The following is a 23,346-nucleotide window of genomic DNA, read 5'->3' on the forward strand; positions in this document are numbered from 1 at the left end:
GCTAATGTCGAGCAATGATAAGAAATTTACACCGGTGCAGCAGGAGTACCAAACACTTGCCAAAAAGCATGAGCCCAAACGCCCCGTTCTTATAAACTGTCTCAAAGCTTTTTTGGTTGGGGGTTTGATTTGCATTATAGGCCAAGCGATTCAGGAAATGTTCGTGCATTGGGCTGGTTTTGATGAGAAAAAAGCCAGCAATCCGACTGTAGCGGTTCTGATTTTTCTATCCGTCGTCCTTACCAGCTTAGGAGTTTACGATAAAATCGCACAATGGGCGGGAGCAGGTTCGGCTGTTCCGGTAACCGGCTTTGCGAATACGATGTCTTCTGCAGCTATTGAGCATCGAAGTGAAGGACTAGTGCTTGGAGTAGGCGGGAAAATGTTCAAAATCGCTGGTCCAGTTATTGTATTTGGCGTAGTTGCTGCATTTGTTGTTGGTATTGTTCATCTTATCCTGAATCCGCATGAGCTTGGAGGAGGGTCTTAATGCTGAAAGGCCATCAAAGCTGGATTTTTGAAAATAATCCCGTTATCGCTGGGACTGCCGCTATCGTGGGCCCATTTGAAGGACAAGGTCCACTTGCGCATGATTTCGATATCGTGCACGGCGATCTCAGGCTTGGTCAGGACAGCTGGGAGAAGGCCGAACGGACATTATTAGAGGAAGCCGCAAATCTGGCGATCGAAAAGGCCGGCATTACGAAGGAATCGATCAATTTTCTAATCGGCGGCGATTTGATGAATCAGATTATCAGTTCCACCTTTGCAGCAAGGACACTCCAAATTCCTTACATTGGTGTGTTTGGCGCCTGCTCGACATCGATGGAAAGCCTCGCGCTTGCCGCTAACCTTGTGAACTCAGGCTCCGCCAAATATGTCATGTCCAGTGCCTGCAGCCATAACGCAACTGCGGAGAAGCAGTTCCGTTATCCGACAGAATACGGTTCGCAAAAACCGCCAACCGCTCAATATTCAGTGACCGGAGCGGGAGTGAGTGTATTGACCCAGCATGGTGAAGGCCCTTACGTAACCTCCGCCACAATGGGCCGAGTAGTCGACATGGGCATTACGGATCCATTTAACATGGGGGCCGCTATGGCTCCTGCAGCTGTTGATACCATTCAGGCACATTTCCGGGATTTGCAAATTGAACCTGGTTATTATGATCTTATCGTAACGGGGGATTTATCCAAGGTTGGTTATGCGATCGCCAATGAATTGTTCGACAAACATAAGTTTCCGATTCATCAGACGGTATATAAGGATTGCGGCATGATGATGTACGACTATGAGAAGCAGACCGTGCAAGCAGGAGGGAGCGGCTGCGGCTGTTCGGCAACTGTAACTTACGGTCATCTGTTGCGCCGAATGCGCGAGAAGGAATTAAACCGTATTCTTGTGGTCGCAACGGGAGCATTGTTGTCTCCTATTTCCTATCAGCAAGGGGAGACCATTCCGTGTATCGCACATGCGGTTTCCATCGAGAACGAGGTGAGAAAGCTATGATTTTTTTATGGGCTTTTCTAGTTGGTGGAGGGATATGTGTATTTGGGCAAATCTGCTTTGATGTGTTTAAGCTGACGCCTGCTCACACCATGACACTGCTTGTTGTACTTGGTGCCATCGGGGACGGTGTAGGAATATACGATCCCTTAATCAAATTTGCCGGGGCGGGTGCTTCCGTTCCTATCACAAGCTTTGGTAATGCTCTGGTCCATGGCGCCTTGGAGGAGATCCAGAAGACGGGCTGGATCGGCGTTATTACAGGGATCTTTAAAGTCACTAGTGCCGGTATTTCGTCTGCGATTATTTTCTCCTTCCTTGCTTCGTTGTTTGTTAAGCCAAAGGGGTAATGTTTTTTTCTAAATAGTTTCTTATAAAAGCGACCGTGCGGGTTATAATCCGCACGGTCGTTTTTATTTTCTCAACAAACGGAGCATTTCGAATGATTTTGGAGAAGCACCCTCTTGTTCAAAGGAATCCCCGAGCAATGGCGATCGGAAGAACATTCGAAATGATCCGTTTGCTCCCACTTGGTTCTTTTCACCGCTGATACATATCCTTTCTTCCATTGACAAATAATGTACTTAATATGGTGTACATAAAGGAGTGTAACGTCATGGCAGTAAAAAGCGCAGGCGGCGGTAAATACCGCAAAATGTCGATGTCGCCAAAGGAGTATCAAGCCTTTGCCAAAACACGCGAGCCGTCGCGTTCCATATTCGGCAATTGTATTCGTGCATTTATTGTAGGTGGTGCCATCTGTGTATTGGGGCAGGCCATTCAGCAGCTCTTTATTCATTTGGCTGGTATGAAGCCTGAGGATGCCAGCAATCCAACAGTTGCCGTGCTTATTATCATTTCCGTTATTTTAACGAGCATGGGGGTCTATGATAAAATCGCCCAGTTTGCGGGGGCAGGCTCAGCCGTTCCGGTTACTGGCTTCGCCAATTCCATGTGTTCTGCTGCACTGGAGCACCGGAGTGAAGGTCTTGTGCTTGGCGTAGGGGGCAATATGTTCAAGTTGGCTGGTTCTGTTGTAGTGTTTGGTACTGTAGCCGCCTTCTTCGTTGGTATCGCTCATCTTATATTTGGTACAGGCGGTGCACATTAGAATGCTGATGGGTAAACAAACATGGAAATTTGAGAATCGCCCGGTCCTTATTGGGGCGGCAACGGTTGTTGGCCCCGATGAAGGCGACGGACCACTCGCCGCAGACTTTGATCTGGTCCACCCAGAGCTCGATATGCAGCAGAAAAGCTGGGAAAAAGCAGAGCGTTTGCTGATGGAGCAGGCATCGGAGTTTGCATTGAATAATGCCGGCATTGAAAAAGAACAGCTGCAGTTTTATGTCGGCGGCGATCTGATGAATCAAATCATCAGCAACAGCTTTGCCGCGAGAACACTTGGGGTACCCAATATTGGTGTGTTTGGCGCATGTTCAACCTCAATGGAATCGCTTGCGCTTGCTTCGCTAATGGTTAACTCGGGAGCCAGCCAATATGTGCTTGCAGGAACATGCAGCCATAACTGTACAGCAGAGAAGCAGTTCCGTTATCCAACAGAATACGGCGCGCAGAAGCCACCAACAGCACAATATACAGTGACCGGAGCGGGAGCGGTTGTCGTTGCGGCAACCGGCGAAGGTCCTGTTGTGGAATATGCAACAATCGGCAAAGTGATTGATCTGGGTATCAAGGATCCATTTAATATGGGAGCCGCTATGGCACCTGCTGCAGTAGATACGATTCAGGCTCATTTTAATGACACCGGACGTACACCAAAGGATTATGACTTAATCGTAACTGGAGATCTGGCCAGTGTGGGTCATCCACTTGCGAAGGAGCTTCTGCTCAGGGACGGCGTACCGATGGATGATACGACGTTCAAAGACTGCGGGCTGATGGTCTACGATGTCGACCGGCAGAAAGTACAGGCCGGGGGGAGTGGCTGCGGCTGCTCTGCCGTTGTGACTTATGGCCATCTGCTTAAGAAGGTTGCAAAAGGTGAATTAAAGCGCATCTTAGTTGTGGCAACCGGGGCATTGCTGTCGCCCCTTTCCTTCCAGCAGGGTGAGAGCATTCCATGTATCGCACATGCCGTTGCGATCAGCGGCGGAAAGGAGTAACGAGTATGCAATTTCTATGGGCTTTTATCATAGGCGGCGCCATCTGTGTGGTGGGGCAGCTGTTGTTCGATGTAGTGAAGCTGACACCAGCGCATACAATGGCAACCCTTGTTGTTGTTGGCGCGATTGTCGACGGGGTTGGCTGGTACGAACCGCTGGTTGATTTTGCTGGTGCGGGTGCAACCGTACCAATTACGAGCTTTGGCAATGCACTTGTTCATGGTGCGCTGACCGAGCTGGAGAACTCAGGTTGGATTGGCGTTATCTCCGGTATCTTCAAGGTCACAAGTGCCGGGATTTCCGCGGCGATTATATTCTCCTTCCTGGCGGCGCTCGTTGTGCGCCCTAAGGGCTAGACTCACGAAAAAGCAGGATTACCTTCATAAAGGGTAACCCTGCTTTTTCGCTTATTACTAGGTTCATCTTAATCACTTCTGCCGCGTGAGATCATTCTTGTCACCTGAATAATCAGCTTCAGGAAAAGACTGTTCTGTGGGAAAGCCAGATAACGTGGCTCCCATTCTGGATCGAATTTATCTTTGAATCGGCGTATGCCCTGGAATCCGTAGAAATGACTTCCTTTTAAGAATACCCATCTTGCAAGCTGTTCTCCGCGATAGGCATACATGGACTCTCCTACGCTGGCGAGTGGAGCCATACCAAGATTGAAGACTTGATAGCCTTCCCCTTTAGCCCACTGCAGTAAATGAACAAACAGCACATCCATCACTCCGCTGAGACCATCCCGATGACGCATCAAGTCAATAGATATGGATTTACCGTTATCATATACCGGCATCATGCTGGCAAACGCAGCAATCCGATTCTCGCTATCCCGCAATACGGCAACAGGAGCAAGCTCAAGATATGATTCTTGAAAAGTGCCAAGCGAGAATCCTTTTTCTTTACTATCACCCAGCCATTCATCAGATACAGCTTTCAGTTCAGACCACAGCATAGGAGTGAAAGGCGGCTTGATAATTTCGAAAGTAAAGCCATTTCTCTCATAACGATTGCATGCCGCACGCAAATCCGCTTTACGCCGGCCAGATAATTGGAATTGATCCAGCTGGACGATGGCTTCTTCTCCAAGCTTGAAAAAACGATAGCCGAATTCATGATATAAAGGCAATTGTTCTGCTTTCACCTGATAAAAGACTGCTGTTGCTGCGTATCGGTCTGCGTAATCGCGGAATTGGCGAACAAGCAGTCGAACGGACACAGGATCACCAATCGGATCGCCAAGTGCAACTAAAGTTTTTCCAATACGTCCATATACGAGTACGGCTTTATGATCAGGTGTCCACATAAAGCTCTTATCACCCATGTACATCAAATGCGTCAAGAAATTGCCGGGGTGACGTTCAAGAAGCTGCTGCAGCTTCTCCCAATCCTGCGGACCGGGAGCTGGAGCAGGAGGAAGACTTGGGACAAATAGTCTTCTTACCGATAACAAGATCCAGCTGACAGCCAGTGCGAGTACAGCTTCCCGCAGCAGCTCGTCATCCTTTAGCGAATAACGGGCATACCATTTGGCATGGGCTAATACTCCAGGAGGAATTTCATTTGTAGACAGCCCTACGGATAAGTACAACACAATGACAAGCAACGATATTCCAGCCCAAGCGAACGTTTTTCGTACAGTGAAGATGGACTCTTTTCGATTAAATCTGTCTTTGGACAGCCATAAAAGCAGGCAGACGAACAGAAGGAAGATCGCCTCTTCAAATTCGAAGCCTTTCAGAATTAAGGCCAGCGTACCGCCGACCAGCAGAATCAAGGCCAAATAGTAAGCTCGTTTCACACGGAAACGGATACTTTCTGAGACCATGATCATTAACAAACCAATCAGAACGGTAAGCTGATGTGAGCCTTTCATCGTAAAGGGAGTGACGAATTGCTCAAGCATATGCATACGATGCCAGCTGCCTGGGGTTGCAGCGGAGAATAGCAGCAGTACACCGCTAATAAATACAAGTGCAGCGAGAGCCCAGGTACTAATATCACTTAGGACGGCTGTTTGGCTTGGCCAATTCCATATGGTATGCCAGCGTTTGATTGCGGGTTTTAATACCTGCTGCTGGGTTTGTGCCCATTTTTCCTTGCTAGGAATCCATTCCGTTGTAGCGAAGGCAAGTCCTAGTGCCCAAGGAAGGAAGCAGTAAAAAATCCGGTAAAGCACAATAACGGCGAGTCCTTGGTCCGGAGACAAGCCAAGATGTTGGAAGGCAAGCAGCACAATGGCGTCAAAGGAGCCTAATCCGCTTGGTACAAAGCTTGCCACCCCGGCTACAGCTGCGATGACATAGATGCTCATCGATTCACGTAGTCCGATAGGCAGACCCATCAGGTGTACAATTAGCCAAAAAGATAGTCCTGCCATCATCCATTCAAGGAGGGAGGCAGCAATCATCTTAAATACCGGAGTTTTGGCGATAGTTGTCTCTTCTTGCTGCACCGTTAGCCCTAGTACATTTCCCAGCTTGGGGAGTCTGCCAAGGGATGCGAACAACACGACATACAGGCCTACCAGGATTATAGCTATAAACAGCCAAGGATGATGAGCCAGCAGGCTGTGATCATTCCACACTCCTGCAAGCAGCAGAAGGGATAGAATAGACAGTCCTGTTAAGCCGGCTAACGATTGGTATACCAGAGACCGCAGCCAGTGCGGACCTTGCAAGCCCCATTTGCGGTAAAGCATCAAGCGCAGCCCCGCACCGGTTAAACCAGCGAATCCGATGGCGTTATTAAATGAATTAGCGATCCAGCTTATTTTGAATAAGGCTGTGTTAGGCAGCTTAGCGCGGTTCCATCTCATTAATATCACATCATAAGCTGACATGACCGCTACCGACAGAAAACAGAGAATACCAAGCTCGAGGTGATCTATCCAATGCAGATGCTTCAGCAAATGGAGAGCGGCGGCTGGGTGGATCTCATTAATAAAGCCGCTGGTTTGCGTGTACAGAAAGAGAAGGATCACAACGGGGAACAGGAATTTAAATACATTTTTGAACCGGTTTGTAAAGCTGGTTAGTTGAGTGAGCAACGATTGCACCTTCTTATGCGTATATAGGGATAAGAGTGAAGATATTGCCAATATATCATATGAAATTATCAATTCCCACTTTTCACAAATACGCCTTCTTTGGATGTTGGATTATGTGGAATCCTCCAATTTTTTTTGGCAGTTCGTTCATTTGTGCTACCCAAAGGTACTGCTGTAAAATAGTACTAAATCCCCTTATTTTATACTCTTACTACTCTGCAGGAGGTATGTCTATGGAAACTCGTCTCGCCGATATGCAATTATGTTCTTCAATCCTTAGCAGCTTAAATGAATGTATCTTGGGAAAAGAAAATGAGATTGAACGACTAATGATAGCCGTCATCGGCGGCGGACATGTTCTGCTTGAAGATGTACCGGGCACAGGTAAAACTCAATTAGTAAAAGCGTTAGCTAAAACAATAGGCGGACAATTCCGCCGTATTCAATGTAATCCTGACTTGCTCCCAACGGATATAACAGGCGTCTCGATCTATCATCCTAAGCAGGAACAGTTTATTTTCCGTTCAGGACCCGTCATGACCAATGTACTGCTTGCCGATGAGATCAACCGGGCAACGACCAAGACACAAGCTGCCTTACTCGAAGCTATGGAGGAAGGGCATGTTACTGTCGACGGTGATACGTACATGCTTCCGAGTCCGTTTATTCTGCTGGCCACACAGAACCCGATTGACTTCGAGGGGACCTATTCCTTACCGGAAGCTCAGCTTGACCGGTTTATGATGAAGCTTTCGCTTGGTTATCCGAATGAAGCAGATGAACAGCGGATGGTGCTGTCAAGAGAAGGTGTTCATCCATCAGATCGAATGGAGCAATTATCCACTATCGAAGATATTGAACGGATTCAAGAGCAGGTGCTTGCTGTTCATATGGATGATGCGGTCGGCAATTATTTAATTCAGCTTGTCCGGTCAACCCGTACACATCCGCAAGTTGTCCTTGGCGCAAGTCCTCGTGCGGCCATTGCTTTGTCCCGAGCGGCGAAAGCCAGCGCCTACCTGCAGCAGCGGACATTTGTTACGCCCGATGATGTTAAAAATCTTGCACCGTATGTGTTATCCCACAGAATGCTGCTCAATACAGATGCGCGTATGAATGGGCTCAGGGCCGAGGACATCGTCGCCCAGCTGCTGGATACGGCCAAAGTTCCGGTTAGACTGGAGCGCTGATCCGATGAGCACGGTCGCGAAGACACGTAAACGATGGAGGCTTATCGCGTTCATTTATGGCGCTGCTTTATTTTATTTGCTTTTTCAAGGCGGCAAGACTGCCTTAATGTTGTTTATGATTTTGAATGTGCTGCTGATTTATCTTGCATTAGGCCGCTGGAGTGGGATTAGTCATGTATCTGGCAACCGGACCTATCGCCAGACAGGAGCGTCTTCTCATATCGAACAATCTTTAACGGCAGGCAGTACGCTTGATGTCCAGCTGTCGGTGAAAGTTCCTGGTGTATACCCGATTCCCTATGTACTGATTCGAGACAGGCTGCTCCGGCATAACGGACAGCGGCTGCATTTCGAGGCTTCCTTTGTTCCTAATTTCAAACGAGCCGGCGAGGTCTCGTACCAAACGCCGCCGCTGCAGCGCGGGGAATACCGCTTTGAAACAACAGAATGTATTTCTCATGATATATTCGGGCTGTTCGAACATTCCGGCAGCTTCGGCTCGGAAACGGTATTCAGCGTTCTGCCTCAGATTATTCCACTGCGTCAATGGCACAGTGTCCAAAGCGGCTTCCGCGGACCTTATTCCCATGCCGTGGCGCCTCGCGCGGCGAAAGAAACGACACAAATCAATGGTGTTCGTGAATATTTGTACGGCGATAGGTTATCACGAATTCACTGGAATGCAACGGCTAAGACAGGAGATTGGAAGTCAAAAGCATTCGAGAGAGAATCTCTTCCTCGTACCCTTCTTATTCTCGATCGTTATGCTGCTGATTATCCAGAACCTGCTGCAGAGAGGTTCGAGCTTGCTGTCTCTGCTGCAGCCTCTCTTATTGACAGCGGATCGAAGGGAGATACGGCAATTGGCCTCATGTCTTCCGGCAAGAAGCTGACGATCATGCCGCCAAAGGCTGGTGTGGAGCAGCGTGGCACACTGCTGAAGCATTTGACTTTTGTTGATGCTGACGCGGAGCAAGGTCTGTACAAAACTTTACTTGCAGCTGATTCACGGCTTGAGCCAGGTTCCTTCGCGATAATTATAAGTGGTACTTCCGGGAAAGAAGCGATCCGCGCAATGGAATGGCTTTCCCGCAAAGGGTTGACGCCATGCCTTATGCATATTGGCGGAGTGAAGCGTCTTGAAGAGCAGTCAAGGCTGATGATTCGCAGCAAAGGCTGGACTTTATTTGAACTCAAGCAGCTTCAGGAACTGCCCGCTGTTCTGGAAGGAGGCCGAGCATGAGCGTCTTTCCGCGGTTGTTTACGTTTTGTCGATATGTAATGGTTAAGCTGACTCCAAATTGGTACTTGAAGCTGTCGCAATTGTTTATTGCACTTATGATTATGAATACCCTGCAAATATTTGAAGGCTTCTGGTGGGAGGAGACCTTTACTGTCGCTACCTCTACGCTGCTGCTTGCCGTCGTCGTAGATTGGCTGCTGCCGCAGCGCATGAGAGTTATGCGCATTATCGTTCAATCTCTGCTTGCCTTGCTTGCCACCATACGTTTTGCTGAGCTTAAAAAAGTAACACTTGTACAGGAGCAAGACCAGTCGAGCTGGACATTCTTCTTCGAGCGGTTATGGGGTTACGCTGAGCAGCTTCATCCTTTTATATGGATTAGCGGGGCCTTATTACTGCTCTATATTTTGTTTGTACAATGGGTGACGACAAGACCTCGGTTATTTGGTTTTATAAGCGTAAATATCCTTGTCTTGACGATTGCGGATTCCTTTACTCCGATCTGGTTATGGGACGAGGTTGCTTTAATTGTATTTTTGAGCCTGATCTGGCTGGTAGCCAATCATTTGTACAGGCTTGAGCGCAATCATCCAAGCAGCTGGAGAGAATTAATTGAGTATCCGCTGCAGCTGCTGCTGCCGATTGTTGTTGTGCTGTCTGTCCTGATGACTGCAGGAATATTGATGCCGGGAATTTCGCCAATCATCCAGGATCCATACACGATGTGGAAGGAGTCCAAGGGTGAGACGGTTAACGTGTTCCTCGGTGATAAAAGTGTTGCATCCCCCGTTGATGTGAGCAGCAGCGAGTCAAGCTCCGGTTATGGAAGGGACGACTCCTCGCTAGGCGGAGGCTTTGATTTCGACTATTCACCGGTGATGAACATCACGACTTCGCATCGCAGTTATTGGCGCGGGGAGACAAAGACGGTATATTCCGGAGCAGGCTGGTCGATTGATGACTCGGACCTTGATAACATCTCGACAGTCGGGAAAGACAAAGAGCTGCCTATCATGCAAAGCCGTGAATTAGCGGAGACGTTGAAGGTGGAACAGCAGGTTAGAATGGTCCGCAATGATATTTATCCTGTATTATTTTCTGCATATCCCGTTACATCGGTTCATTGGATAGATGATCCGGATGCATCAACTTTGCCGAAGAGCTTGCAATGGGCGGTTGATGAACAAGAGCTTATATGGTCTGACCGTCCACTCAAAAGATTCCCGCAAAGCTATTCGGTTACTTCTGAAGTGACAGTATTAAATGAAGAAGGACTACGCAAGACGGAGGCGGCGTTTGCGGATGCAGCAGAAAATAAGAAATATTTGCAGCTGCCATCTGATTTGCCTGGCCGTGTGAGGGCGCTTGCCGAGACCGTTACAGCGGAAGCAGTAGACGATTATGATAAAGCTAAGCTGATCGAGACGTATCTTCGGACGAACTTCCAGTATACGAATAGGCCGGATAAGTCGAAGCTGAGCGATGACAGTACGGATTTCGTTGACCAATTCCTGTTTGAGCTGAAGGAAGGCTATTGCGATTACTTCTCGACAGCGATGGCAGTCTTGTCACGCTCGGTTGGCCTGCCGGCACGCTGGGTGAAGGGCTTCTCCCCAGGGGTTCTCCCAGCATCTGATTATTTACCTTCAGCAGGTGGAATCCCAAGTGAGGCAGAGCTGAATCCAGATGGTGCAGGAACTTATACTGTTCGTAACTCTGATGCGCATTCCTGGGTCGAAATTTACTTTGATGGTTATGGCTGGATTCCATTTGAACCAACGGCTGGATTCACATTCCCGTACTCTATGCCTGAGGTTAAGGAGGAAGCATTGCCAACTCCAACACTGGATGTGAGTACGGATACTACGCCAGAGGAAGTGCCTGCCAGCAAGGATATTAATTGGTCGGCAATACTGTGGAGCACCGTTTCAGTCCTTTTTGTTCTTGTGATTGGATATGTCATGTTCCGTTTCACACGGATACGTTTATGGCGCCGTCCTTATTCTGGTAATGACAGGATTGTATGGGAGACAGAGAAGCTTCTTCGTCTCTGCAGACGTAAAGGTTATGAACGGCAGGAGCATGAGACGCTCCGAGAGGCGATTCAGCGATGGTCGCCAAGTCATAAGAGGTTGCAAAGCCTGCTCCGTGAGGTGCTTGATGAATTTGAACGCGCGAAGTACAGCACCGTACAAGCGACAAGTGTGGATACCGATCGATTTATTCTAAAAATTAAAGCGGTTAAAGAGGAATTATAATTGTACATGATAAAGGTAAGAAATACCGCTCGCCTAATGGGAGCGGTATTTCTTTGCAACAAAATCCGAATATATGGTATAGTTTCGTAAGATAGCAGGAGAAGAGCGATAGAGCAGGGGGACTTTGGCAGAATGTTCGAGAGATTATTGCCGCATTTACGCGTAAATTCGGTGTATGAGATCCAGCTGGACGAGCTTTATAAGAAGGGTGTCCGCGGGATCATTACCGATCTAGATAATACGCTCGTAGGAGCACGTGAGCCGCTTGCAACGCCTCAGCTTACGAAATGGCTGGATGAAGTTCGAGACTTTGGCTTTAAAGTTGTGATTGTGTCGAATAATAATAAGACGAGAGTGTCGAAGTTCGCAGATCCGCTGGGCATTCCGTTTATTCATGCCGCACGCAAGCCGGCTAATAAATCGTTCAACAAAGCGCTTAGCGTATTAGGTCTGCCTGTGGAACAGACGGTTGTCTTAGGCGACCAGATGCTCACGGATGTGCTGGGAGGCAATCGTATGGGATTGTATACGATTCTGGTTACGCCTATAGCTCCTGCTGACGAAGGAATAATGACCCGGGTGAACAGGAGAATTGAGCGGTTTGTTCTTTCCCGTTTGCGTAAAAAAGGGACTTGGTATGAGGGGGAGACAAAGTGAGAGAAGAGCAGCAAAGTCAGTCGCATGCATGCGCAGGCTGCGGAGTGCAGCTCCAAACGGAGCGCCCGGAAGAATCGGGTTATTTGCCTGAATCGGCGATGGACCGGGAACCGGTCATCTGCCAAAGATGTTTCCGGATTCGTAATTATAATGAAGCTTCATCGATAACGGTCGATCAGGATGATTTCTTACGCCTGCTTGGCAGCATTGGGTCGACGGACAGTCTGGTTGTCCATATCGTCGACTTATTTGATTTTGAGGGCAGTTTAATTTCCGGCCTGCAGCGCTTTGTAGGCAATAATCCGATTGTGCTTGTGGTGAATAAAGTCGATCTGCTGCCGCGGTCGATGAATTTGAACCGTCTTCGCAATTGGGTGCAGCAGCAAGCTAAAGCAGAAGGGCTGCGGACCGTGGATATCGTCCTTTGCAGCGCTAAACGTAACATTGGCTTCGAGCATGTGATTGAAGCGTTAGAGCGCCATCGTAAGGGCCGGGATGTGTATGTCGTTGGCGCAACGAATGTCGGCAAATCCACGTTGATTAACCGTCTTATTCGTGACTACAGCGATATGGAGCGCGAGCTGACAACTTCCCGCTATCCGGGAACAACGCTTGATGCAGTCCATATTCCGCTGGATGACGGCAAAGCCATTATCGATACACCGGGAATTGTGTATTCGACACGTATGACGGAAATTGTACCACGCGGCTTCCTGCAGTCTCTGCTGCCGGACAAACCGATTAAGCCGCTTGTCTACCAACTAAATGATCAGCAATCGTTGTTCATCGGCAGCCTTGTGCGGTTCGACTTTGTTGAGGGCGAGCGTCAATCGTTTACCTTCTATATCTCGAATGCGCTGAATGTACATCGGACGAAGCTGGAACGGGCAGAAGAGCTGTATAAGGATCATCGCGGCGAGCTGCTTGGTGCACCATCTCGTGAAGAGCTTGATGAAATGCCGCCATGGACTCGTCATTCCATTCGTGTTCCACGCGGCGCGAAGAAGGATATTTTCTTGTCTGGTCTCGGCTGGATTCAAGTAAATGGTACTTCAGGTGCGATCGTTGACGTCTATGCGCCAAAAGGCATCAAGGTAGTGCTTCGCGATTCGCTTATATAGGAGAGGGGAACGGGAACATTGACGGGATCCGCGCTTGACACTGGAATTCCGGGCAACCGGATTGACAGCCATACCGTGCTGTATGGCGTTATTGGCGACCCTATTCGTCATTCGAAGTCGCCGATTATGATGAATCGCGCTTTTCGCGAGACAGGGATTAACGGAGCCTATATGGCCTTTCATATTACACCGGATAAGCTTGGGGAATTTGTAGCGGGCATTCGGGCAATGGGAATAAGAGGAGTTAATGTGACGATTCCTCATAAGCTGGATATTATGAATTATATGGACGAGATTGACGCTGGCGCCAGGACAATCGGCGCGGTCAATACGATCGTGAATGATAATGGTCGTTTAATCGGCTATAACACAGATGGTATTGGATATGTTCGTTCCTTGAAGGAAGAAGCGGAACCAAATTTGGCAGGTAAACGGATTGTTGTTATCGGAGCTGGCGGCGCATCACGCGGAATTGTGTATGCGCTGGCCGGTGAACAGCCTGAGAGCATCACCATTGCCAACCGTTCGGTAGAACGGGCAGAGGAGCTTTCACAATCCTTCCGAACCCTGGCAGATATCCGCGCTACTGCGATGGATGAACTTCAGGTAGCTTGTCAGGAAGCGGATATTGTCATCAATACAACATCGGTAGGTATGCATCCTCATATGGATGCAAGCCCGATTGACGGATCATGGCTGAAGGCGGGCGCTGTCGCAAGCGATCTGATTTATAATCCGCTCCGTACAAAGTTTCTGCTGGATGCAGAGCAGCGTGGCTGCCGTGTACATGGCGGACTTGGCATGTTTATTTACCAAGGGGCGTATGCTTTCGAGTATTGGACAGGACAATCTGCACCAGTAGCAGCTATGCGTGAAACGGTATTACAATCCCTTGCCTTATAATAGGTAATAAGAATAATGACAACCCTATAGAGATGAAAGAAGGAAACAACAAATGTTAACTGGCAAACAAAAACGACACCTCAGATCGCTCGCTCATCATTTAACGCCGGTCTTCCAAGTAGGTAAAGGCGGCACGAACGAACAGCTGGTTCGTCATATTGAAGAAGCGATTGAAGTTCGTGAATTAATGAAGATATCTGTTCTGAACAATTGCGTGGAAGATCCAAAAGAGATCGGAGCAGAAGTAGCGGAAGCTGCAGGAGCTGAACTGGTACAGGTTATCGGTAAAACGATTGTTCTCTACAAGCGAGCAACAGATGAGAAGAACCGTAAGATCGAGCTGCCAAAGGCTGCGAAATAACAGCCCCTTTATAGGAAGAGAAAGGTAGCGCGAATGAGAAGAATCGGTATTATGGGTGGAACATTCGACCCTATTCATATCGGCCACCTGATTGCGGCTGAAGCTGCACGTGATAGCCTCGGGCTCGACGAAGTTTGGTTTATCCCCACCTATCATCCTCCGCTTAAAGACAATCAGCCAGGCGTAAGCAGCGAATTAAGGCTTCAGATGGTACAAGAGGCATTGGGAGGCAATCCGTGCTTCAAGGCACTTGATATTGAGCTGCAGCGCGGAGGAATGAGCTATTCGATCGAGACAGTCCTTGAGCTGAAGAAGCGGCATCCTGATGCCGCCTTTTCCTACATTATTGGTTCGGATCGGATCAATGATCTTCCGAAGTGGCATCGCATCGAAGAGCTGGCTGAGCTTATTACTTTCATTGGGCTAGAGCGGGAAGGAATACCGGTACAGCTGAATCAGCTTCCGGATAATCTCCGCCAGCGTGTAACGATGGCTGCGATGCCGGCAATCGGGATATCGTCGACCGATATCCGCAGCAGAGTACAGTCGGGACGTTCGATCGAATATTTGGTACCGGACACCGTTCATCAGTTTATAAAGAGGAGAGGGCTTTATGAATCGTGAACAAATGATTGAGTCGGTCAGATCGCAAATGCCGGAGAAGCGCTGGAAGCACGTGGAAGGTGTTATGGCGACCTCCATTATTCTTGCAGAGCGGTTCGGGGAAGACCCGGTTAAAGCGGAGCTTGCAGCCATTTTGCATGATGTGGCGAAATTTTGGCCAATTGCCAAGATGGAACAGATTATACAGGAACGGCAGCTTGACCAAGGTCTGCTTACGCATGATAAAGCACTTTGGCATGCAGAAGTTGGCTATTGGGTAGCTGAGCATGAATATGGAGTCAAGGATCAGGATGTCCTTGATGCGATTCGTTATCACACGTCAGGCCGGGTCGGAATGACGAAGCTGGACAAAGTGGTATGTCTGGCGGATTATATAGAGCCTGGACGAGAATTCCCGGGTGTAGAGCGAATTCGTGAACTAAGCGAGACTAACCTCGAACAGGCGTTGATAGCAGGTTTTGATTCCACGATCTCCTTTCTTGTGGAAAAAGGGAACCGTATTTATCCACTTACTGTTGAGGCCCGTAATGATTTAATTGAAGAGAAAAACTAGGAGGCTGAGCTATGACCGTACATTCAGATGAACTATTGCAAATAACGGTTGCAGCTGCGGATGATAAAAAAGCGCAGCGCATCGTGGCATTAAACTTGAAAGAGATTTCACTTGTGGCAGATTATTTTGTCATCTGTCATGGTAATTCAGATACACAGGTACAAGCGATTACAACGGAGATCCGCAAACAAGCGGAGAGTCGCGGCGTACGTGTACGCGGCATTGAGGGGATGGATTCGGCGCGTTGGGTACTGATTGACCTTGGCGATGTCATCGTTCACGTCTTCCATCGTGATGAGCGTGATTATTATAATATTGAGCGTTTGTGGTCCGACGCGAAGGTAGTGGAGTTCGCATGAGTTTGGTAGCCGGTACAATTCTAACATTAAGGGTGGCACGTGAAGTGTCGCCCTACGGTTATTTTTTGACCGATGAAGAGTCGGAGGTACTGCTGCACTACACCGAGCTTGTCGGCAAAAAACCAAAAATCAATGATCCCGTTGAAGTATTTATCTTCTTTGATTCCGAGGACCGGATTGCCGCAACGATGAAACGTCCTGCGCTTCTCCTTGGTGAGATGGCACGACTTAAAGTTGCAGATGTTCATCCGCGCCTCGGCTGCTTCTTGGAGTTTGGTCTGGGACGCCAGCTGCTATTGCCAATCTCTGAGCTGCCTGAAAAGTTTGAATTCCGTCCGCTGCCCGGCGATGAAGTTCATGTTGTACTTGGCCATGATAAAGCCGGAAGATTGCTTGCAAGAACAGCCGGCGAGGATGAGCTGGGACCATTAGTATTCGAAGCTCCACAAGCATGGCGTAACCAATGGGTAGAAGGCTGGGTAACCAAGTCACTCCAGATGGGCTCATTCGTGCTAGTTGATGGAGGGGTTGTAGGATTTGGTGTATATGGTCTTATTCCAGCACCAGAACGTGTACGTCCGCTTCGCTTAGGTGAGCGTGTATCTGCACGTGTTACATTCATTCGAGAGGATGGCCGTGTCAATCTGTCGATGGCTAAGCTGAAGCAGGAAGGACGGCTTGAGGATGCTGACCGCATTCTCGCATTCTTGAAGGAGCGTCCAGGCGGCGGTATGCCTTATTCCGATGAATCGCCGGCAGATACAGTTAAGCAGCGGTTTGGAATCAGTAAATCAGCCTTTAAACGCGCGCTAGGCAAGCTGATGCGTGAAGGCTTGATTACGCAAAAGGGAAGCTGGACCTATCTGGCGGACTCGGCCGAAGCGGATTCTGCAGATTCCGAGGCAGGCACTCCGGCGCATCGTACGGAGGAATAGCAAATGGATGCATACGGTCAATTCGCATCAGTCTATGACAAGCTGATGCAGGACATGCCTTATGAAGAGTGGCTGCAGTTTGCCCATGACAGCTGGGAGCGCTATGGTATGCCAAAGACCGTGGCGGATCTTGGCTGTGGAACAGGCAGTATAGCCATTCCACTCGCTCTATCCGGACTAGAAGTTTATGGTATCGATCTGTCGGCAGATATGCTGACTGTTGCCCGCAGCAAATGGGACGAGTCTTCTTCCCAGGTAGGACGTGCGCGTGGCACGGCGACGTGGCTGGAGCAGGATATGAGAGACTGGACGCTGGCGGAGCCCGTGGATACTGTCATCTCCTTCTGTGACTGCGTCAATTACCTGACCGAGGAAGAGGATGTTGAAGCTGCTTTTCAGGCGGCATACGACAATTTACGTGAGGGTGGACTTTTTTTATTTGATGTTCATGCTCCTAAAGTGTTCCTTCGTTATTCGGAGGAGCAGCCTTTTGTGCTTGACGAAGATGAGGTCGCCTATATATGGACCTGCGAGCTGGACGAGTCCCGCACTCAGATCGAGCATCATTTGACGATCTTTGCGGAGGAAAGAAGCGGCAGGTTCGAGCGTTTTGAGGAAATGCACGCGCAGCGTGCGTACGACCGAAGCTGGATGGAAGCTGCTTTGAAGAAAGCAGGTTTCCGCACGGTGGATTGTTACGCGGACTTCGAGCTTGAGCCAGCGGGCAATGATTCAGAACGTTTATTCTTTGCAGCGGTGAAATGATATTAAAGTAAACAGGGTTGTCTTCCTTCACATCAAGTGAGGGAGACAACCCTGTTGTTGTTTTCGAATTTAAGGCGCCGTAATCGTATCTGTACGCTCGTCAGATTCCTTGTGGGGAGGAACGAAGCAACGACGGCAGCGAGGCTCGTAGCTCTCCGTATCGCCGACCAAAAACACGGGCCCAAGTTTTGCCGGCTGTCCATTCACAATTCGCTGTGTGAAAGTGGCTTCGGCATCACCACATACCGCGCAGAAGGACGTTAATTTGACAATTTCGTCGGCAATGGCGAGCAAACCGCCGATATATCCGAACTCTTTGCCTCTGTAATCCATATTCAGGCCATCCACAATAATGTGTTTGCCTTGATAGGCTAGTTCTTCTACTAGAGCGATAATAGGTTTGCCGAAAAAGGATGCTTCATCAAACGCGACGACATCGGCGTCCTTGGTCTCACGCAGAATCTGTTCGATGGAAGCAGGGGGAAGTTCCCTTGGCACGTTGGTTGCCGGGAGGCGGTATCCGATCCGGCTGACGATCTCCTCCGTGCTGAAGCGATTATCTTCAGCCGGCTTATAGGCCTGAACCTGCTTACGTCCGTACTTCATTAGCTTCTGACAGCGTCTAATGAGCTCCCCTGATTTCTCCGAAAACATGGGCCCGATAATGACCGTAATGAAACCTCTATCCATGACTTATCCCTTACCTTTACTGATTGGTTGTATCATTTTAGCAGAATAAGTCGTAAAAGCAATAGGGGTATTCGACATGTTTTTTCGGAAATCGACACTAGATATAGAATTTGCTATTCATCTTTTCAGTCCAAATTCCGATCTAAATATTATTCTCTTAATGCGTCCTTTAATCTGCTGTTCATGCTGTCTGACGAAGAGGTTCCACGAGCGGCAGCTAGTCTCAAACGTTTCAACTCCTGCTTTAACCGGTCATTCTCCTGCGTTAAACTATCTATGTAAGGCAGCAGAGCGGGTACCTGGTAGCCCGCATCCTGGAACAGTTGAAGCACGGCTTCACGCATCTGTTCCGGCGTTAATTGCTTGTCCATTTAAACCTCCATATTAGCAATAAAATGTCACTATCCCATCATATCCGCATCTGTTAAAATAGTCGAGTGCCGAAAAAGGGCGAATAAATAATTTCTCCATATTTTTCATTGACGAGGCCTATATCTTGATGTAGAATCAAATTTACCAACTACATATTGAGTTATGTAGTCAGATTTCAACGAAATTGTCAACTAGCGCATTTGACATCTTTGCTGTCAGAAGCGCTTTTATATTGCTGAATTTCGGCAAAAATGCTGAAATTTACAAAGTAAGAATTGCTTCGCAATTCTTTAAGTTTATGCTTACGAAGTAAGAATTGCTTCGCAATTCTTTGAAGGAGAGAGAGACATGCTGGTAGTCTATGAATCAAGAACAGGCAATGTGAAACGCTTTATTAATAAATTGAATATGAGAGCGGTGCCCATTGGTGAGCTTGATTTGGTGGACGAGCCTTACGTTCTGGTCACGTATACGACTGGATTTGGTCAAGTACCGGAACGTGTCATGTCCTTCTTAAACCGGAATGGTGAGAACCTTCGCGGGGTATCCGCAAGTGGGAATCGTAACTGGGGAGACGGGTTTGCGAAGAGTGCGGATACGATCTCGAGCCTGTTCGACGTGCCTGTAATATCGAAGTTTGAATTATCCGGTACCAATCAAGATATGGAATACTTTGTCGAAAGGGTGCGAAATATTGAAACATATCGAACTGAACAACGAATTGATGCAACGCGGAGCGGACGGCTTCTATCAATTGGATAAAGATAAAGAGGCGGTTGTCGCTTTTATGGAGGAAGTAGACGCAAAGAGCGTTAAATTCGCTTCCCTTCGTGAAAAGCTGGACCACCTTATAGAGAACGATTATTACGACAATGTATATGAGAAGTATACATATGAGCAGATTGAAGCGGTGTTCCTGCTTACAGAGAGCAGCGGCTTCCAATTCGAGTCATATATGGCAATCTCGAAATTCTACAAAGACTATGCCATGAAGACTAACGATAAATCGAAATACTTGGAGCAATACCATGACCGTGTAGCGATTGTTGCGTTAAGCCTTGGCGAAGGCGATGCTGATAAAGCCCTTCGTATTGCCGAAGCAATGATCGAGCAGCGCTTGCAGCCGGCTACTCCAACGTTCCTGAACGCTGGCAAGAGCCGCCGCGGCGAAATGGTTTCCTGTTTCCTGCTTGAAATGGACGATTCCCTGAACTCGATTAACTACGTGCTTGGTACTTGCATGCAGCTGTCGAAGATCGGCGGCGGTGTTGCAGTCAATCTGTCGAAGCTGCGTGGACGCGGCGAAGCGATTAAAGGTGTAGAGGGCGCTGCAAAAGGCGTTATGCCGGTACTGAAGCTGATGGAGGATGCCTTCTCCTATGCAGATCAAATGGGTCAGCGTAAAGGCTCAGGCGCAGGCTACTACAACATTTTCGGCTGGGACATTATTGAGTTCCTTGATTGTAAGAAAATTAATGCTGATGAGAAAACACGTATCAAAACGTTGTCGATCGGCCTGATTATTCCTAATAAATTCTATGAGCTGGCTGCTAAGAACGAAACTTTGCATGTATTTGGACCTCATTCCGTTCATAGAGCATACGGCAAACATCTGGACGACATGGATATGGACGTTATGTACGAAGAGCTGCTTGCTAACGAGCAAGTTGTGAAAAAAGCAGTAATGAACGCACGTGATATGATGACGAAGATTGCTTCGATTCAATTGGAATCCGGCTATCCTTACATTATGAACAAATCGAATGCTAACCGTGTCCATGCTTTGAAGGATATCGGTCAAATCAAGATGTCTAACCTCTGTACCGAAATTTTCCAAGTGCAAGAGACTTCGACAATCAATGATTACGGCATGGACGATGTAATTCGCCGCGACATCAGCTGTAACCTGGCTTCCCTGAACATTGTGAATGTCATGGAACGCAAGAAAATTAAAGAATCCGTTCACGTTGGTATCGAAGCATTGACGACTGTCAGCGACGTATCGGAAATCGACAACGCACCAGGCGTACGTAAAGCGAACGAAGAGCTGCATTCCGTCGGCCTTGGCGCGATGAACCTGAATGGCTTCTTCGCTAAAAATAAAATTGCTTATGAGAGCGACGAAGCAAAAGAATTCGCGAGCGCGTTCTTCATGATGATGAACTATTATTCGATTGAGAAAAGTATGGAAATTGCAAAAGAGCGCGGCAGAACGTTCAAAGACTTTGACCGCTCGGAATATGCAAAAGGCACTTATTTCACTCGTTATATCGAGACGGACTTCCGTCCAGCATCGGATAAAGTACTAGCTCTGTTTGAGGGCATGGACATTCCAACGCCACAAGATTGGGCAGCTTTGCAAGAAAAAGTACAGAAGTACGGCTTGTACCATGCTTACCGTTTGGCGATCGCGCCAACACAAAGCATCTCGTACATTCAAAATTCCACTTCGAGCGTTATGCCGATCGTAGAACATATCGAGACACGTACGTATGCGAACTCGACGACGTATTATCCAATGCCTTACCTGGCTCAGGAAAACTACTTCTACTATAAATCGGCTTATAATATCGATCAGTTCAAGCTTATTGACCTGATTTGGGAAATTCAGCAGCACGTAGACCAAGGCATCTCGACGGTTCTGCATGTAAACAGCAACGTTACAACTCGTGAACTGGCTCGTTTCTATATTTACGCAGCTCAGAAGGGTCTGAAATCGCTCTACTATACGAGAACGAAGCGTCTTTCCGTTGAGGAATGCACAAGCTGCGCCGTATAATTCGAACTAACGATAAGGCTGCCGGATGATCCGTGTCGGAAAGCAGCCTTCTACCAAAGGAGCAGGATTTGATGAAAGCAGTAAACTGGAACCGTCCAGATGACGATTTTACTCTTACATTCTGGCAGCAGAACGTTATGCAGTTCTGGACAGATGAAGAAATTCCACTCTCCGATGATAAAATGGACTGGATGGAAATGAGCGACATCGAGCGCAGCGTATACAAAAACGTGCTTGGCGGCTTGACGCTTCTCGATACAATTCAAGGCGGCATTGGCATGCCTAAAATTTTGGAGCATGTAGAAGGTCTGCAGCGCAAAGCAGTACTGGCGTTTATGTCGATGATGGAGCAAATCCATGCGAAGTCGTACTCCAGTATCTTTACGACACTGGCTTCGACAGAAGAGATCGATGCGATCTTCCAATGGGTAGAGACGAATGAGCACCTGCAGAAGAAAGCGAACCTTATCGCTTCCTGGTACGCTGGCATCGAGACTAATCAGCAGTTGTACAAAGCGATGGCAGCTTCGGTATTCCTCGAAAGCTACCTGTTCTACAGCGGCTTCTTCTATCCGCTATACTTGGCTGGCCAAGGCAAAATGACAAGCAGCGGCGAGATCATCGACTTGATCCTGCGCGACGAAAGTATCCATGGTCTATATGTAGGTGTACTTGCACAAGAGCTGTTTAATGAGTTCAGCCCTGAAGAGCAAGCGCAATTGAAAGAAGAGGTATATGCACTTCTGAACACATTGTATGAGAATGAAGTCTTGTACACAGACAGCCTGTACAGCCCGCTTGGTCTGGAGGAAGAAGTGAAGACTTACGTCCGTTACAATGCGAACAAAGCGCTTATGAACCTTGGCTTTGATCCTCATTTCCCTGAAGAGCCGGTTAACCCAATCGTCTTCAACGGAATCAGCACTCATACAAAGCAGCATGACTTCTTCTCGAAAAAAGGTAATGGTTATGTACGTACCGTTCACATTGAGCAATTACGTGACGAGGATTTCGTGTTTAATATGTAAATCGTTGTACAGTCGGCTCACTGAGCCGGCTGTTTTTTTGCATGAGAGCAACCGAAAAAAACAATTATAACACTATCCTAAAAATGGCAGCCATGTTACACTATTGGCGAATAAATGCTCATCCCAGCTTCAATTCTTTAAGTGATTGCTTTCGAAGTAAGTTTTGCTTTAAGTGGTCGCTTTCGAAGTAAGTTTTGCTTCAATTCTAAGGATTTATAAATTTCTTTATAAACTTGGCTTAGAATTCACCGGATTGAAACGCGCTCTGCCGCCTAAGGACGGCGAAGCCGTTCACGTTGGCAAAACTTTTTAGCCAATGCTTTCGAAGTAAGTTTTGCTTCGCAAAACTTTGTAGGAGGAATTCACTTGGACAACTGCTCCATTATTACGAAGCCTGCTATTCATTTGGCTGGAATTAGTTACTGTGGACCGTATTCTTCGTTTCCGGATGAAGCGATCCGGCTTCAGAGCGAATTTCAATCACGCAAACATGAATTAAACACCGTATCCAAATCACCCGTATTATACAGCCCATACTTTGGGAACGAAGTATTCGCATCATATTGGGCTTGTTATGAAGTTCATCATATGGAGGAGCTGCCACGCGGAATGGTGCAGTTCACCATCCCAGAGCATCGATATGCAATGGTTGCAACAACAAACAAACGGATCGGCGAAGCGTATGAGCAGTTATTCACCTGGATGAACGAACGAAAGCTGAACAAGCATGACAGCGCACTTGCCATTGAAGTTTTTTATATTGACGAACGGCATTTGGAAGAAGAGGAAGTGGAGCTTCTTATTCCTCTTCAGGATGAGTAATG

The 23,346-nt window shown here is 47.9% G+C and carries 25 protein-coding genes; 22 read left to right on the forward strand and 3 right to left on the reverse strand.

The window, feature by feature from the left end; genetic code table 11:
- Positions 1-4: 4 nt before the first annotated feature.
- From spoVAC (FHS17_RS07230) to spoVAE (FHS17_RS07255), 6 genes are all read left to right on the forward strand, one after another.
- Positions 5-490: a stage V sporulation protein AC gene (gene spoVAC / locus FHS17_RS07230; protein ID WP_167277363.1), complete on the forward strand. Its 486-nt coding sequence runs from the start codon at positions 5-7 to the stop codon at positions 488-490.
- Positions 490-1,509 (forward strand): stage V sporulation protein AD, encoded by a 1,020-nt coding sequence (gene spoVAD / locus FHS17_RS07235; protein WP_167277365.1) that lies wholly within the window; start codon positions 490-492, stop codon positions 1,507-1,509. Before spoVAC (FHS17_RS07230) ends, spoVAD (FHS17_RS07235) begins: the two co-directional genes overlap by 1 nt.
- Positions 1,506-1,856 carry a stage V sporulation protein AE gene (gene spoVAE, locus FHS17_RS07240; protein ID WP_167277367.1) on the forward strand — a complete coding sequence of 117 codons (351 nt, stop codon included), beginning with the start codon at positions 1,506-1,508 and terminating at the stop codon, positions 1,854-1,856. Before spoVAD (FHS17_RS07235) ends, spoVAE (FHS17_RS07240) begins: the two co-directional genes overlap by 4 nt.
- Before the next feature lie 266 nt (positions 1,857-2,122).
- Positions 2,123-2,617 (forward strand): stage V sporulation protein AC, encoded by a 495-nt coding sequence (gene spoVAC / locus FHS17_RS07245; protein ID WP_167277369.1) that lies wholly within the window; start codon positions 2,123-2,125, stop codon positions 2,615-2,617.
- Position 2,618: 1 nt separating this feature from the next.
- Positions 2,619-3,632: a stage V sporulation protein AD gene (gene spoVAD / locus FHS17_RS07250; RefSeq protein ID WP_167277371.1), complete on the forward strand. Its 1,014-nt coding sequence runs from the start codon at positions 2,619-2,621 to the stop codon at positions 3,630-3,632.
- Positions 3,633-3,637: 5 nt separating this feature from the next.
- Entirely contained in the window at positions 3,638-3,988 is a 351-nt protein-coding gene (spoVAE, locus tag FHS17_RS07255) for a stage V sporulation protein AE (protein WP_167277373.1), read from the forward strand.
- A gap of 68 nt (positions 3,989-4,056) precedes the next feature.
- Here the strand turns inward: spoVAE (FHS17_RS07255) and mprF are convergent, their stop codons facing one another.
- Positions 4,057-6,684 (reverse strand): bifunctional lysylphosphatidylglycerol flippase/synthetase MprF, encoded by a 2,628-nt coding sequence (mprF, locus tag FHS17_RS07260; RefSeq protein ID WP_167277375.1) that lies wholly within the window; start codon positions 6,682-6,684, stop codon positions 4,057-4,059.
- A gap of 233 nt (positions 6,685-6,917) precedes the next feature.
- Here mprF and FHS17_RS07265 point away from each other — a divergent pair, with 233 nt between their 5' ends.
- The 12 genes from FHS17_RS07265 to FHS17_RS07320 all read left to right on the forward strand — a co-directional run bounded on the left by FHS17_RS07265 (position 6,918) and on the right by FHS17_RS07320 (position 17,653).
- Complete coding sequence (locus tag FHS17_RS07265) at positions 6,918-7,874, forward strand: AAA family ATPase (protein WP_167277377.1); 957 nt, start codon at positions 6,918-6,920, stop codon at positions 7,872-7,874.
- Positions 7,875-7,878: 4 nt separating this feature from the next.
- Entirely contained in the window at positions 7,879-9,117 is a 1,239-nt protein-coding gene (locus FHS17_RS07270; protein ID WP_167277379.1) for a DUF58 domain-containing protein, read from the forward strand.
- Positions 9,114-11,375: a transglutaminase TgpA family protein gene (locus FHS17_RS07275; RefSeq protein ID WP_167277381.1), complete on the forward strand. Its 2,262-nt coding sequence runs from the start codon at positions 9,114-9,116 to the stop codon at positions 11,373-11,375. The genes FHS17_RS07270 and FHS17_RS07275 overlap by 4 nt, the downstream gene beginning before the upstream one ends.
- Before the next feature lie 132 nt (positions 11,376-11,507).
- A complete protein-coding gene (locus FHS17_RS07280; protein WP_167277383.1) occupies positions 11,508-12,032 on the forward strand; it encodes a YqeG family HAD IIIA-type phosphatase in 525 nt (174 codons plus the stop codon).
- Complete coding sequence (gene yqeH, locus FHS17_RS07285) at positions 12,029-13,153, forward strand: ribosome biogenesis GTPase YqeH (protein ID WP_167277385.1); 1,125 nt, start codon at positions 12,029-12,031, stop codon at positions 13,151-13,153. Before FHS17_RS07280 ends, yqeH begins: the two co-directional genes overlap by 4 nt.
- Positions 13,154-13,171: 18 nt before the next feature.
- Positions 13,172-14,056, forward strand: coding sequence for a shikimate dehydrogenase (gene aroE, locus FHS17_RS07290; protein WP_167277387.1), 885 nt, complete (start codon positions 13,172-13,174; stop codon positions 14,054-14,056).
- 52 nt (positions 14,057-14,108) lie between these two features.
- Positions 14,109-14,417 (forward strand): ribosome assembly RNA-binding protein YhbY, encoded by a 309-nt coding sequence (gene yhbY / locus FHS17_RS07295; protein WP_167277389.1) that lies wholly within the window; start codon positions 14,109-14,111, stop codon positions 14,415-14,417.
- Positions 14,418-14,450: 33 nt separating this feature from the next.
- A complete protein-coding gene (gene nadD / locus FHS17_RS07300) occupies positions 14,451-15,041 on the forward strand; it encodes a nicotinate-nucleotide adenylyltransferase (RefSeq protein WP_167277392.1) in 591 nt (196 codons plus the stop codon).
- Positions 15,031-15,594 carry a bis(5'-nucleosyl)-tetraphosphatase (symmetrical) YqeK gene (yqeK, locus tag FHS17_RS07305; RefSeq protein ID WP_167277394.1) on the forward strand — a complete coding sequence of 188 codons (564 nt, stop codon included), beginning with the start codon at positions 15,031-15,033 and terminating at the stop codon, positions 15,592-15,594. The genes nadD and yqeK overlap by 11 nt, the downstream gene beginning before the upstream one ends.
- Before the next feature lie 11 nt (positions 15,595-15,605).
- On the forward strand, positions 15,606-15,953 hold the full coding sequence (rsfS, locus tag FHS17_RS07310; RefSeq protein ID WP_167277396.1) for a ribosome silencing factor: 348 nt from the start codon (positions 15,606-15,608) through the stop codon (positions 15,951-15,953).
- Complete coding sequence (locus FHS17_RS07315) at positions 15,950-16,888, forward strand: CvfB family protein (protein ID WP_167277398.1); 939 nt, start codon at positions 15,950-15,952, stop codon at positions 16,886-16,888. Before rsfS ends, FHS17_RS07315 begins: the two co-directional genes overlap by 4 nt.
- Before the next feature lie 3 nt (positions 16,889-16,891).
- Positions 16,892-17,653, forward strand: coding sequence for a class I SAM-dependent DNA methyltransferase (locus FHS17_RS07320; protein ID WP_167277400.1), 762 nt, complete (start codon positions 16,892-16,894; stop codon positions 17,651-17,653).
- 69 nt (positions 17,654-17,722) lie between these two features.
- Here FHS17_RS07320 and FHS17_RS07325 read toward each other — a convergent pair whose 3' ends face one another.
- Positions 17,723-18,343, reverse strand: a complete 621-nt coding sequence (locus FHS17_RS07325; RefSeq protein ID WP_167277402.1) for a thymidine kinase — start codon at positions 18,341-18,343, stop codon at positions 17,723-17,725.
- Positions 18,344-18,492: 149 nt separating this feature from the next.
- A complete protein-coding gene (locus FHS17_RS07330; RefSeq protein WP_167277404.1) occupies positions 18,493-18,714 on the reverse strand; it encodes a hypothetical protein in 222 nt (73 codons plus the stop codon).
- A gap of 349 nt (positions 18,715-19,063) precedes the next feature.
- On the opposite strand from FHS17_RS07330, the gene nrdI reads away from it, so the two are divergent.
- The 4 genes from nrdI to FHS17_RS07350 all read left to right on the forward strand — a co-directional run bounded on the left by nrdI (position 19,064) and on the right by FHS17_RS07350 (position 23,344).
- Positions 19,064-19,477: a class Ib ribonucleoside-diphosphate reductase assembly flavoprotein NrdI gene (gene nrdI, locus FHS17_RS07335; RefSeq protein ID WP_167277405.1), complete on the forward strand. Its 414-nt coding sequence runs from the start codon at positions 19,064-19,066 to the stop codon at positions 19,475-19,477.
- Positions 19,410-21,494 (forward strand): class 1b ribonucleoside-diphosphate reductase subunit alpha, encoded by a 2,085-nt coding sequence (gene nrdE, locus FHS17_RS07340; RefSeq protein ID WP_167277407.1) that lies wholly within the window; start codon positions 19,410-19,412, stop codon positions 21,492-21,494. The genes nrdI and nrdE overlap by 68 nt, the downstream gene beginning before the upstream one ends.
- A gap of 71 nt (positions 21,495-21,565) precedes the next feature.
- Positions 21,566-22,522 carry a class 1b ribonucleoside-diphosphate reductase subunit beta gene (gene nrdF, locus FHS17_RS07345; RefSeq protein WP_167277409.1) on the forward strand — a complete coding sequence of 319 codons (957 nt, stop codon included), beginning with the start codon at positions 21,566-21,568 and terminating at the stop codon, positions 22,520-22,522.
- A gap of 366 nt (positions 22,523-22,888) precedes the next feature.
- On the forward strand, positions 22,889-23,344 hold the full coding sequence (locus FHS17_RS07350; protein WP_167277411.1) for a GyrI-like domain-containing protein: 456 nt from the start codon (positions 22,889-22,891) through the stop codon (positions 23,342-23,344).
- Positions 23,345-23,346 lie beyond the last annotated feature (2 nt).

It is taken from the genome of Paenibacillus lupini (assembly GCF_011761355.1).
Classification (GTDB): Bacteria; Bacillota; Bacilli; order Paenibacillales; family Paenibacillaceae; genus Pristimantibacillus; species Pristimantibacillus lupini.

What these genes read in the sequence shown, in the direction of transcription:
- spoVAC (WP_167277363.1), top strand. Translation starts at nt 5, where the DNA reads ATGTCGAGCAATGATAAGAAATTTACACCGGTGCAGCAGGAGTACCAA.
- spoVAD (WP_167277365.1), top strand. Translation starts at nt 490, where the DNA reads ATGCTGAAAGGCCATCAAAGCTGGATTTTTGAAAATAATCCCGTTATC.
- spoVAE (WP_167277367.1), top strand. Translation starts at nt 1,506, where the DNA reads ATGATTTTTTTATGGGCTTTTCTAGTTGGTGGAGGGATATGTGTATTT.
- spoVAC (WP_167277369.1), top strand. Translation starts at nt 2,123, where the DNA reads ATGGCAGTAAAAAGCGCAGGCGGCGGTAAATACCGCAAAATGTCGATG.
- spoVAD (WP_167277371.1), top strand. Translation starts at nt 2,619, where the DNA reads ATGCTGATGGGTAAACAAACATGGAAATTTGAGAATCGCCCGGTCCTT.
- spoVAE (WP_167277373.1), top strand. Translation starts at nt 3,638, where the DNA reads ATGCAATTTCTATGGGCTTTTATCATAGGCGGCGCCATCTGTGTGGTG.
- FHS17_RS07265 (WP_167277377.1), top strand. Translation starts at nt 6,918, where the DNA reads ATGGAAACTCGTCTCGCCGATATGCAATTATGTTCTTCAATCCTTAGC.
- FHS17_RS07270 (WP_167277379.1), top strand. Translation starts at nt 7,879, where the DNA reads ATGAGCACGGTCGCGAAGACACGTAAACGATGGAGGCTTATCGCGTTC.
- FHS17_RS07275 (WP_167277381.1), top strand. Translation starts at nt 9,114, where the DNA reads ATGAGCGTCTTTCCGCGGTTGTTTACGTTTTGTCGATATGTAATGGTT.
- FHS17_RS07280 (WP_167277383.1), top strand. Translation starts at nt 11,508, where the DNA reads ATGTTCGAGAGATTATTGCCGCATTTACGCGTAAATTCGGTGTATGAG.
- yhbY (WP_167277389.1), top strand. Translation starts at nt 14,109, where the DNA reads ATGTTAACTGGCAAACAAAAACGACACCTCAGATCGCTCGCTCATCAT.
- nadD (WP_167277392.1), top strand. Translation starts at nt 14,451, where the DNA reads ATGAGAAGAATCGGTATTATGGGTGGAACATTCGACCCTATTCATATC.
- yqeK (WP_167277394.1), top strand. Translation starts at nt 15,031, where the DNA reads ATGAATCGTGAACAAATGATTGAGTCGGTCAGATCGCAAATGCCGGAG.
- rsfS (WP_167277396.1), top strand. Translation starts at nt 15,606, where the DNA reads ATGACCGTACATTCAGATGAACTATTGCAAATAACGGTTGCAGCTGCG.
- FHS17_RS07315 (WP_167277398.1), top strand. Translation starts at nt 15,950, where the DNA reads ATGAGTTTGGTAGCCGGTACAATTCTAACATTAAGGGTGGCACGTGAA.
- FHS17_RS07320 (WP_167277400.1), top strand. Translation starts at nt 16,892, where the DNA reads ATGGATGCATACGGTCAATTCGCATCAGTCTATGACAAGCTGATGCAG.
- FHS17_RS07325 (WP_167277402.1), bottom strand. Translation starts at nt 18,343, where the DNA reads ATGGATAGAGGTTTCATTACGGTCATTATCGGGCCCATGTTTTCGGAG.
- FHS17_RS07330 (WP_167277404.1), bottom strand. Translation starts at nt 18,714, where the DNA reads ATGGACAAGCAATTAACGCCGGAACAGATGCGTGAAGCCGTGCTTCAA.
- nrdI (WP_167277405.1), top strand. Translation starts at nt 19,064, where the DNA reads ATGCTGGTAGTCTATGAATCAAGAACAGGCAATGTGAAACGCTTTATT.
- nrdF (WP_167277409.1), top strand. Translation starts at nt 21,566, where the DNA reads ATGAAAGCAGTAAACTGGAACCGTCCAGATGACGATTTTACTCTTACA.